The following is a 7564-nucleotide window of genomic DNA, read 5'->3' on the forward strand; positions in this document are numbered from 1 at the left end:
CCCCCCCGGCCAACGACGGCGCGCGCGCCGGCGGCGACGGGTCGGGTGGCGACGCGTCGGGATGGACGCGCGTGCCGAACAGCGGTCCCGGCGAAGCCGCGGTATCCGCCACGGCCTCGGGCACAGGCGGCGCTGCCGCTACGGCAACACCCGCCGGTGCGGGCGCGCCTGCCGTTTCGGCGGGCGCGCCCGCGCCGGCGGGGCAGGCGCCCGCAGAGCCGGCGCCGGAGGCCACGCCTACGGATGCGCCGGCTCCTTACGACGTGGGCTCGATCCAGCCGACGCCGCCGGTCAGCGATCAGCCACTGACCGGGCTAATCGCAAGCACCAAGGATCAGCCCGCGTTCAACGCGTCATTACGTGCGACGGAGGACGGGCGAAAGGCACTGGAGGCTTCAAAGCTCGACGACGCGATGCGCGAGCTGGGCCGCGCGGTCTCGATCGATCCCTCCGATCCTTACGCCTACTTCTACCTGGGTCGCGCCTACATGATTAAGCGCGACTTCCCGCAGGCGCTCGCTTTCTTCGGCCGCTCGGAAGTGGGACTCAGCGGCATTCCCGCATGGCTCGGCGAGGTCAAAAGCTTCGAGGGCGCGTGTTTGGAAGAGCAGGGCAAGTTTCCCGAGGCGGCCGCTGCTTACAAACAGGCCCTCGACGCGGCGCCGGGTAACCTGATGGCGCGAACCGGATACGGACGCCTGAGCTCGAGCGTCTCGGACGCGAACGCCGGTAACGCTCCGCCGCCGCCAGCGCCCGCCGATGGCGCGGCGCTCCCCGCGCCGGAGGTCAATCTGGCGGCGCCCGCTCCGGCCGAAGCTGCGCCGCCGCCGCCTCAATCGAACGAGGCTGACCCGGGGGATATCCCGGATTCCGAGTCCGGCGCGGACGCCGGCGGTAGCTCGGATGCCACTTCTCCTCCAAGTGCCGCTGCCCCAGAGAACAACGCCAAGCCTGCGCCCGGCAATCAGTGAACCGGAGAAAAAGTGAAGCGGCGGAACAGTGAAGACGTGAAATGCTGATTCTGGGTATCGAGTCTTCGTGCGACGACGCGGCCGCGGCGGTTATCGAAACCGACCGCCCCGGCATTGCCACCATCCGCGCGAGCGTCATCGCTAACCAGGACGAAATCCATCGCCGCTACGGCGGCGTGGTGCCGGAACTGGCCTCGCGCAATCACGTCGTCACGATCCTGCCCGTGATCGAACAGGCACTCGAGGGTGCGGGATGCTCGCTTGGCGACATCGGCGGTATTGCGGTGACGCGAGGGCCGGGACTGGTCGGCTCGCTGCTGGTCGGCCTGATGTGCGCCAAGGGGCTGGCGCAGAGCCTGGGAATCGCGATGTGCGGGGTGAATCATATCGAGGGACACCTGCTCGCCCCGCTGCTGGAGCATCGCCCTGCGATGCCGTTTCTCGCGCTGGTCGTGTCGGGCGGGCATACCGAGCTCTTCATGGTCGAGGATTTCGGGCGCTATCGCCGATTGGGCCGCACGCGCGACGACGCCGCTGGCGAAGCGTTCGACAAGGTGGCCAAGCTGATGGGGTTGGGCTATCCGGGCGGCCGCGTAATCGACGAGCTTTCGCGGCGCGGGAACCGCAAGCGCGTTCGCATTCCGCGCGCCCATGTGCGCGGCGCGCCGCTCGATTTCAGTTTCAGCGGCGTTAAAACCGCCGTCGCGATGCTTCTGCGCGCACAGGCCGGCGCCGCGCTCTCGCACGAAGACCTGGCGGCGAGTTTCCAGGAAGCGGTGGTCGACATGCTGGTTCAACCGACGATCCGCGCCGCGCGCGATACCGGCGTCGACGTCATCGCGCTAACCGGCGGCGTCGCCGCCAACTCGCGGCTGCGCGAGCGGCTCGCCGAGGCGGCTGCCGCCGAGGGCCGCACGCTTGTCGCGCCGTCGTTCAAGTTCTGCACCGACAACGCGGCGATGATCGCGATGGCTGCGAGCTATCGGCTCCTGCGCGGCGAGCGCGACTCGCTCTGCCTCGACGCCGAGGCCTCGCTCTCGCTGTAATCGCGATCGCGCGATGGAAGCACCACGGGTCATGCCTGCCGGCCGCCGATCGCCGATGGCGGTCGGCGCCGAGCTTGAAGCCGCGGGCGTTCGGCCGCGCAAATCGCGCGGCCAGAACTTCCTGATCCAGCCGGCCATCGCCGACCGCATCGTGGCCGCGGCGCAGATCGCGGCCGGCGACGAGGTGGTCGAGGTCGGTCCCGGACTGGGTGTCCTCAGCGACCGGATTTTGCGCGCCGGAGTGCGCCGGCTATGGCTGGTCGAGCTGGACGCGCGGCTTGCCGAGCGGCTTCAGAGCGCATTTGCGGGACACCCGGCGGTGCGTGTGCTCTGTCGCGATTTTCTTGAAATCGAACTGGCGGAGATGGTTGAGCGGCCTCCGGTCAAGGTAATCGGCAACCTGCCGTTCAACGCCGCTGCGGCGATTCTGCGCCGGCTCGACGAGATGCGCGGCGCGATCGGTCGGATGGTGCTGATGTTCCAGCGCGAGGTCGCCGAGCGTATCCGTGCGCGCGCGGGCGAGCGCGCCTACTCGGCGCTCAGCGTTTTTACCGCGCTCTATTGGGAAACCGGCGAGCATTTCCGCGTCGCCGCCGGCAATTTCCGTCCCGTGCCGCGGGTCGATGCTGAAGTTATCGTCTTTACGCCACACGCGCGCGCGCCGTTTGCGCCCGCTTCCGAGTTCGCGCTGCTTGGTGTCATCCGCGCCGCGTTTTCCGCGCGCCGCAAAACTATCCGCAATGCGCTCGCTGGCGCGCTCGCCGCAAAGCCCGAATCTATCTCCGGCGCGCTTGGGCGCGCGGCAATCGACCCGGCGGCGCGTCCCGCCACGCTTGCGGTCGCCGACTTCGTGCGGCTCGCCGCTGCGCTTGAAGGCACGGGCGCGCTCGCTTGTTCGGCCGCGGTGCCCCGCGATGCCTGAACTGCCCGAGGTCGAGTCGCTCCGCCGGATTCTCGCGCGCTCGGCTGTCGGCCGGACGATCGAACGCGCTCGCGTCACGGAGCGGCGGCTTAGGCAAAAGGTGGCGCGCGATCTTGCGGCCGGCGTCGAGGGCCGGCGTATCTTGCGTCTGGGACGCCGCGCCAAGTACCTCATTATCGAGCTGAGCGACGGGGCCGCTATGGTCGTCCATCTGGGGATGAGCGGCAGCCTGACGCATCGCGGCAAGGACTTCGACGATGCCGAATTCGATCCGCGCCACGACCACGTCGAGTTCGCGCTCGACGATCGCACTCGGCTGGTTTACAACGATCCGCGCCGCTTCGGACTCATCCGGCTGGTCGCTCCCGGAGGCCTCGGCGCGGCGCCCGAGCTCGCGGCGCTCGGTCCGGAGCCACTCGGTGCATCGTTCAACGCGGAGTACCTGGCACGGATGGCGCGCGGGCGGCGCGCCGCGATCAAGAACCTCATCATGGACCAGCGGGTGGTCGCCGGCATCGGCAACATCTACGCCTCCGAGATCCTGTTTCGCGCGGGCGTGCGGCCGACGCGGCGCGCCGCGAAAATCACGCACAAGGAGATCGAACGCATCGTGGCTGCGACCGCGCCGATTTTGCGCGCCGCCATCGGCAGCCGCGGCACCACCTTTCGCAGCTATCGCGATTCTGACGGCCGGCCGGGACGGTTTGCCGAGCGGCTGATGGTCTATGGTCGCGCAGGCAAGCCGTGCCAGGTGTGCAAGAGCGCGATCCGCAGCGTGACGGTCGGCCAGCGCGCGAGTTTCTATTGCCCGCGCTGCCAGCGCTGAGGCGCGCCCCTATCCGCCGCTGCTCCGTCCCGGGCGCAGATAGAATGCGATCGCGTCTTCGAGCCGATCGTTGCCCCAGAACAGTTCGTCGCCGACGATCATGGTCGGCGCGCCGAAGATGCCCTTAACCACGGTCATCTGGCTCTGCTCGCGCAGGCGCTGCTTGTTCTCCTCCGCTTCGGCTCGGGCAAGAACCTCGCGCGGCGGCTGCCCCAGGGTGGCCAGAATTTCCGCGATTGTTTCAGTGCGCGAGATCTCGCGATCTTCGGCAAAGTTGGCGCGAAAAACCGCGCGCACGAAACGCGGGCACCACGGCTCGTCGGCCGCCATGCAGGCGACCCGCGCGGCAAGCAGTCCGCTGCGCGGGAACTTGCTCGGGCGGCGAAACGGAAGTTCGTACTTCTCGCACAGCCGCTCCATATCGCGCCACATGTAGCGGCCCTTCAACGGATAAATGTTGAACGGCGAATCGCCCCATCCCTGGGACACGAAAATCGGGCCGAGCAAAAACGGACGCCACCGCAGGGGCACGCCGGCTGCCGCCGCCAGGCGCTCGATTCGCGAAGCGGCGGGGTACGAATACGTGCTTGCGAACTCGAACCAGAATTCCAGCGGTTCCCGCTCCATGGCAGCACCCAAGCCGGGCATTCGACGGACTTTGCCGGACCATAGCGAATCCGCCGCGCGATGGGAACGCGCGCCGGGCGATAGCCCGCGATCGAGACGGCTGGCGGCGCGTGCGCCGGAGCCATAAAATGACGCCGGCGGGTCCGGCAGAACCGGCCGTTGGGGGGCGATGGAGCAGGTTCCTTCGATTATTGGCGACGTAGCCGCGCTGGCTCTGGGAGCCTGCGTGGGCAGTTTTGCGGTGACGGTCGCCTACCGCCTGCCGCGCGACATCTCGATCGCGGCTCCGCGATCGTTCTGCGAAAACTGCGAGCGCCCGATTCCCTGGTGGGCCAACATCCCGATCTTCTCCTATCTCGCCTCGCGCGGGCGCTGCGTGATGTGCGGCGCGCCGATTCGCGCGCGCCATCCCGCAGGCGAGCTTGCGCTGGCGCTGGCCGCGCTCCTGCTGTACGTCAATTTCCCGTTGGGCAACGCTATTTCGCGCTTCATCTTCGTCACCGCACTGCTCATCGCCTCCCTGGTCGATTACGATTGGCGGCTCATCCCCAACCTGATCACATTTCCCGGGGTGCCGGTGGGATTTGCGCTGACGACGCTGTTCATACCCGAGGTTGGATGGAAAAATTCGCTCATCGGGATAGCCGCCGGCGGCGGAGTCCTGTTTTTGACCGGCTATGTTTACCAACTCGTGCGCGGAAAGGAGGGCGTCGGCCTCGGTGACGTCTTCCTGCTCGCGATGGTCGGGGCGTTTATCGGATGGCAGGGCGTGCTGTTCACGCTGTTTTTCGGCGCGCTGCTGGGATCGTTCGGCGGGCTCGCGGTAGGATTGTTTGGAACTCCCACCGGTCCGCCCGAATTGCCGCCCGGGATGCGCGAAACCGCCGCCGCTCCTCCCGCTCCTGCGATGACCGGCGCGGCGGGCGGGGCCGACAGGGTGGCAGCGTCGATCGGCGCTGAGGCGCCTGACAGCGCGGCCGCGGAAAACGAGGAACACGCGCTGCTCGCGACCGCCGTTCCGTTCGGTCCCTTCCTGTCGCTGGCGGCCGGTTTTTACACGCTCCTTCAACCGCAGCTGACAAGCTGGTATCTATCGCGCTGATGGCGGCCGGTATCTTCATCACGCTCGAAGGCGTCGAGGGTTCGGGCAAGACGACACAGGCGGCGATCCTGGCCGACGAACTGCGCCGGCGCGGCCGGCGCGTGACGCTCACGCGCGAGCCCGGCGGGACGCGCGCGGGCGAAGCGATTCGCGCAATCTTCCTTGATCCGGCGATCTCGCTCGGAGTCGCCTCCGAGCTTCTGCTGGTCCTGGCTGACCGCGCGCAGCACGTGCGCGAAAAGCTCCGCCCTGCTCTGGAAGCGGGCGAGATCGTTATCTCCGACCGCTACTCCGACTCGACCACCGCTTACCAGGGGTACGGCCGCGGCTTCGATCTTAAACTCGTCGGCGAGCTCAACCGGCTTGCCAGCGACGGCATCCGTCCCGGGCTCACGATCGTGCTCGACTGCCCGGTCGAGGTCGGACTTAAGCGCACGCGCGCCCGCGCGCGGAGCGACGTGCGCGGCTACGACCGTTTCGAGGGCGAACAGGCGGAATTCCATCGCCGGGTGCGCGAGGGCTTCGCGACCATCGCGCGCGCCGAGCCGGACCGCGTCACGGTTATCGATTCGACGCGCGAGCTGGCGACGGTCAGCACCGAGGTCCTGATCGCGGTCGAGCGGCTGGTGGGTCACTGATGCCGCTTGACGGCGTGCGCGGCAATCGCGAAACCATCGAGCGCCTCAACGCGGAACTTCTTTCTCGTCCTGCGCATGCCTACTTGCTGGCGGGTCCGCGCGGGGTGGGCAAGGCCATGGTCGCGCGCGGATTCGCTCACGCGCTGCTCTGCGAACGCGCGCCAGGCCCCGGCTTCTGTTGCCGGGTCGAGAGTTGCCCGGTGCGCGAGGGGGCAAAGCCGGCGCGCCGCGGACGCAGTGCCGAACGCGCGAGCGCGGCGTCGTCGACGCGATGCGAGTGCTGTGCGTCGTGCGTGCAGGTGGCCGGCGGCGTGCATCCGGACTTCACCGCGATCACGCGGGCCGAAGGCCGCAGCGAAGTGCTGATCGAGCAGGTGCGCGAATTGATCGCACGCCTTGGCACGCGGCCGAGCCGCGGCGCGCGCCGCGTCGCGATTATCGACGACGCCGAGACGCTCGGCATCCCGGCGCAAAACGCCCTGCTCAAGACGCTCGAGGAACCGCCCGGACACGCGATCGTCTTCACGGTTGCCGAAAGCGAGCGTGCGCTGATCGATACGGTGCGTTCGCGCCTGCGCCTGGTGCGTTTTGCGCCGCTCGACGTTGCCGATATCGAGGCGATAGTCGCCGGGCGGCTGGGCTTGGACGCCGGGCGCGCCGCGGCGCTCGCGCGTCTGGCGCGGGGCAGCGCCGGCCGCGCGCTCCGGCTCGCGGGCGGCGCCGAACCGCCGATCCGCGAGCTGTTGAGCGCGCTCGGCGGCGCGCGGCGGCTCGACTTCGCCCGGGCCCAGGCGCTCGCGCAGGAATTCTTCGCCAGCCGCGAGCAGGCGGCCGAGAACTTCGAGTTGATCGCGCGGGTGCTTGAGGAAATACTGTGTTTCAAGCTCTTGCGGACGCCGCCGGCCGCGGCCGCGCCCGAAGTCGCGGAGACGATGACGAAAATGGCCGAAAGCTTCGCGCTCGACGCGCTACTTGCCAGCCTCAAGGGTGCGGTCGAGGCGGGCGCCGCGATCGACGCGATGGCGAATCCGCGCCTCCAGGCCGAGCAGTGGTGGATGAGCGTGGGCGCGACGCTGGGGAGCAGCAGATAGTGCCCGACCAGACCGATCCGTTCGAGGGCGCGCCGGAACTGCCCCGGATTGTCGGGGTCAGCTTCCTTGCGGTCGGGCACCTTTACAATTTCCTCGCCGGAGGACTCACGCTTAATCGCGGCGACCGAGTGGTTGTCGAGAGTGAGGCCGGCGTGCGTATCGGAACGGTCGAGGTCGAGCCGCACGAGCCTGCCCGTACGATCGATCTGCGAGCGCTCCGCCCGGTGCTCAGACTGGCCGAGGCGGGCGACGTTGAAAGCGAGGCCGAAAATATAGATAGCGAGGCGGCGGCGCGGCATCTGTGTCTTCATCGGATCCGCGAGCGCAACCTGGCGATGAAG

The 7564-nt window shown here is 68.5% G+C and carries 9 protein-coding genes; 8 read left to right on the plus strand and 1 reads right to left on the minus strand.

Annotated elements, in window-relative coordinates:
• The 4 genes from VMI09_07500 to mutM all read left to right on the plus strand — a co-directional run.
• Positions 1 to 971: tetratricopeptide repeat protein (locus tag VMI09_07500; protein ID HTQ24526.1), on the plus strand; the 971-nt coding region annotated here is incomplete at its 5' end.
• Between the two features lie 41 nt (positions 972 to 1012).
• Positions 1013 to 2017, plus strand: a complete 1005-nt coding sequence (tsaD, locus tag VMI09_07505; GenBank protein HTQ24527.1) for a tRNA (adenosine(37)-N6)-threonylcarbamoyltransferase complex transferase subunit TsaD — start codon at positions 1013 to 1015, stop codon at positions 2015 to 2017.
• A gap of 13 nt (positions 2018 to 2030) precedes the next feature.
• Positions 2031 to 2939 carry a 16S rRNA (adenine(1518)-N(6)/adenine(1519)-N(6))-dimethyltransferase RsmA gene (gene rsmA / locus VMI09_07510; GenBank protein HTQ24528.1) on the plus strand — a complete coding sequence of 303 codons (909 nt, stop codon included), beginning with the start codon at positions 2031 to 2033 and terminating at the stop codon, positions 2937 to 2939.
• On the plus strand, positions 2932 to 3765 hold the full coding sequence (mutM, locus tag VMI09_07515; GenBank protein HTQ24529.1) for a bifunctional DNA-formamidopyrimidine glycosylase/DNA-(apurinic or apyrimidinic site) lyase: 834 nt from the start codon (positions 2932 to 2934) through the stop codon (positions 3763 to 3765). The genes rsmA and mutM overlap by 8 nt, the downstream gene beginning before the upstream one ends.
• Before the next feature lie 9 nt (positions 3766 to 3774).
• Here mutM and VMI09_07520 read toward each other — a convergent pair whose 3' ends face one another.
• Positions 3775 to 4392: a 2-hydroxychromene-2-carboxylate isomerase gene (locus VMI09_07520; protein ID HTQ24530.1), complete on the minus strand. Its 618-nt coding sequence runs from the start codon at positions 4390 to 4392 to the stop codon at positions 3775 to 3777.
• A 169-nt stretch (positions 4393 to 4561) separates the two neighbouring features.
• Here VMI09_07520 and VMI09_07525 point away from each other — a divergent pair, with 169 nt between their 5' ends.
• From VMI09_07525 to VMI09_07540, 4 genes are all read left to right on the plus strand, one after another.
• Positions 4562 to 5494, plus strand: coding sequence for an A24 family peptidase (locus tag VMI09_07525; protein HTQ24531.1), 933 nt, complete (start codon positions 4562 to 4564; stop codon positions 5492 to 5494).
• The gene (gene tmk / locus VMI09_07530; protein ID HTQ24532.1) at positions 5494 to 6132 is read left to right on the plus strand and encodes a dTMP kinase; all 639 of its coding nucleotides are present in this window, start codon (positions 5494 to 5496) and stop codon (positions 6130 to 6132) included. The genes VMI09_07525 and tmk overlap by 1 nt, the downstream gene beginning before the upstream one ends.
• Positions 6132 to 7223, plus strand: coding sequence for a hypothetical protein (locus tag VMI09_07535; protein HTQ24533.1), 1092 nt, complete (start codon positions 6132 to 6134; stop codon positions 7221 to 7223). Before tmk ends, VMI09_07535 begins: the two co-directional genes overlap by 1 nt.
• Positions 7223 to 7564 (plus strand): hypothetical protein (locus VMI09_07540; protein ID HTQ24534.1); only part of this gene is annotated, 342 nt, incomplete at its 3' end. The genes VMI09_07535 and VMI09_07540, both read left to right, overlap by 1 nt.

The sequence above is a fragment of the Candidatus Binataceae bacterium genome, assembly GCA_035500095.1.
In the GTDB taxonomy this organism is placed as follows: domain Bacteria; phylum Desulfobacterota; class Binatia; order Binatales; family Binataceae; genus JAKAVN01.